The organism is uncultured Nevskia sp., from assembly GCF_903885465.1.
Classification (GTDB): Bacteria; Pseudomonadota; Gammaproteobacteria; order Nevskiales; family Nevskiaceae; genus Nevskia.
On sequence record NZ_CAISIQ010000211.1, the window covers coordinates 1 to 2,753 of the forward strand.

Annotated in this window: 3 protein-coding genes; 2 read left to right on the forward strand and 1 reads right to left on the reverse strand. The window is 65.5% G+C overall.

What is annotated here, in order from left to right:
* Together QZY06_RS07950 and QZY06_RS07955 are read left to right on the forward strand one after the other, a co-directional pair.
* Positions 1-692 (forward strand): amidase family protein (locus QZY06_RS07950; RefSeq protein WP_295682578.1); only part of this gene is annotated, 692 nt, incomplete at its 5' end.
* A gap of 155 nt (positions 693-847) precedes the next feature.
* Positions 848-1,348 (forward strand): hypothetical protein, encoded by a 501-nt coding sequence (locus tag QZY06_RS07955; RefSeq protein WP_295682580.1) that lies wholly within the window; start codon positions 848-850, stop codon positions 1,346-1,348.
* Between the two features lie 77 nt (positions 1,349-1,425).
* Here QZY06_RS07955 and QZY06_RS07960 read toward each other — a convergent pair whose 3' ends face one another.
* Positions 1,426-2,730: an amidase gene (locus QZY06_RS07960; RefSeq protein ID WP_295682582.1), complete on the reverse strand. Its 1,305-nt coding sequence runs from the start codon at positions 2,728-2,730 to the stop codon at positions 1,426-1,428.
* Positions 2,731-2,753 lie beyond the last annotated feature (23 nt).

The following is a 2,753-nucleotide window of genomic DNA, read 5'->3' on the forward strand; positions in this document are numbered from 1 at the left end:
CGCGCATCGGCGTGCTGCGCGAGCTGTTCTCCAGCGGGCCTGAGCATCAGGAAACCCTGGCCGGCGTCGAGATCGCGCTACGCAAGCTGGCAGCCAGCGGCGCGACGGTGGTCGATCCTGCGCGCACGCAGTTGGCCGATCTGCGCCGCGAAGTCGATGCCGCGAAGCTGTCCGATTTCGAGCGCGGCATCACTCACGATGTCTATTTCGCGGCGCTGCCGCCATCGGCGCCAGTGCACAGCCTGAACGATCTCATTCGCCTGGTCGGCGACCAGCTGAAGCCGGAAACCCTGGCCGCGGCCAAGGCGCCGTCGCTCGATCACAATCCGGCTTATGTGGCGGCGCTCGCCCAGCGCGAGAAGGTGCGCAAGGCGATCCTGGAACTGCTCGATCGCGAGAAACTCGACGCGCTGGTGTTCCCGTTCAAGACCTTCGCCATTCCCAGCCTCGGCGCCGACTGGTCCAAGGCGCATTCGAACAATCCGCTGCATGCCTACACCGGCTTCCCGGCGCTGATCGTGCCGGCCGGCTTCACCAGGAGTGATGGCATGCCTTACGGCCTGATGTTCTTCGGCCGGCCGTGGAGCGAGCCGCGTCTGCTGTCGCTCGGCTACAGCTTCGAGCAGGCCACCCATGCCCGCCGCGCGCCGCCGCTGACACCGGCCTTGCCGGGCGAGCGGTTCAAGTATTGAGGGTTTCCGTGCTGCAGTAGCAGCGGGCCTGATCAAATCGACAAGAGCGGGTGGTCAAAAAATCGGATTGCAGGGTGAAAAAGTCAACGCGGTGTCAATGTTCGAGCGCGGCATCCATAACGAACAACCCCAGACTCACGCTCAAGGAGACTCCCATGCGATCCATCCGTCTGACCCTGCTGGCCATGCTGTGCTCGGTACCCCTCGCTCATGCGGCTGATGGCAAGGGAATGACCTGGACCAAGCTGGGCCACAGCAGCGCGTTCGGAATCGATCAGGTGGGCTGCAATGGCGGTGCGGTGGACGGCTGCAATCCCTATCAGGGCGACACCAGCTGCAAGAACATCCTGCCGGTGCTGTGCGTGAAGAACGACGGTTCGCCGCGGCCTCCCTACACGGCAACGCCCTCCGAGTTCTACGACGGCTGGCTTGGTGGCCAGATCACGACGACCCTGCCGATTCTTGGCGACGCGCTGCGCTCGCGGTCGGTCGGCGACAAGCTGTGCAGCAGCTCGTTCGGCAGCGGCTGGCGGATGGCCGAATTCCACGACAACCCGTCCGGCGGCTGGGGCTTCCGCGCCTATGGCAATGTTCGTAGCAGCCAGCACTACTGGGTGGCGATCAACGATCAGCCGGCGAACTGCTGGAATCCCTGATTCCGCGTTTGCTACCACAAGCTGCAATGTCGAAAAGGGCCGCGAGAGCGGCCCTTTTCATGTCTGTGCTGCCCGGCTCAGCCCACCGCAAACTCCGGCGGCTGCTTCAGCTGGAAGCCGGTCGCATCCTGATAAGCCTTGGCCAGTGCCAGCAGCTTAGCTTCGCCGAATGGCTGGGCCATGAACAGCACGCTGGTCGGCGCGCCGGTTTCGGCGAAGCCATTGGGCAGCGCCAGACCGGGATAGCAGGCGAGGTTGGCCATCTGCGAATGCTGCTGCGAGTAGTTCGGCGGCGGTGCCGGGATCGGTGCCGTCGCCCCTTCCGGCAGGCGCGGATTGCCGTTGGTGGACGGTGCCAAGTAGACGTCGACACCGGCCGTCGCTGCCGCCAGCTGGGTCATCATCATCGAGCGCAGGCGCTGCGATTGCAGGTAGTCCACCGCCGGGATCATGCGGCTGACCCGGAAGCGATCGGCGCGGCTCTTGTCGGTCATCAGCTTGTCGCGGCCGGAGCGCAGCAGTTCATCGAAGTAGACCGCGGCCTCGACGTTGAGCATGGTCAGCTCGATATCGAAATCCGGCACGTTCAGCGGCACCAGATCAACCCCCATCCGGCGCAGCTGGGCGAGCGTGGCCTGATCGTTCTGCTTCCAGCTGGGCAGGCGGTCGCCGTCGCCAAAAGCCTGCGCCAGATAGCCGACTCTGAGCTTGCGCCAGTCCAGGGTCGCGTCCCAGTTGAACGGGATATCGCTGACCGACAGATCGCGGCCATCGGGCTTGGCGATCACGCTCATGACCACGGCGCAGTCTTCCACCGAGCGGCACATCGGGCCGAGACGGTCCTGGGTCCAGCTCAGCGCCATCGCGCCGTAGCGGCTGACGCGGCCGAAGGTCGGCCGCAGGCCGGTGACGCCGCAGCGCGCCGATGGGCTCAGGATCGATCCGCCGGTTTCGGTGCCGATCGCGAACGGCACGCAGCCGGCGGCCGTTGCCGAGCCGGGTCCGGCCGAGGAGCCGCTGGCGCCTTCATCAAGCTTCCAGGGGTTGTTGGTGCGACCGCCCCACCAGCGATCGCCGCCGGCCAGTTCGCCGGTGGACAGCTTGGCGAGACAGACCGCGCCGGCGTCGGTGAGCATTTCTACGATGCTGGCGTCGTAGTCGAATACCTGGTCCTTGTAGGCGCCGGAGCCCCAGGTGGTGCGGTAGTTCTTGACCGAGATGATGTCCTTCGCGCCCCAGGGAATGCCGTGCAACGGGCCGCGATCATGGCCGGCCGCCAGTTCGGCATCGGCCTTCTTCGCCTGGGCCAGCGCGAGATCGTCGAGCATGGTCACCACGCAGTTGAGCTTGCCGTTGTGCTTCTTCAGGCGCGCCAGATACATCTGGGTCAGCTCCACCTAGCTGA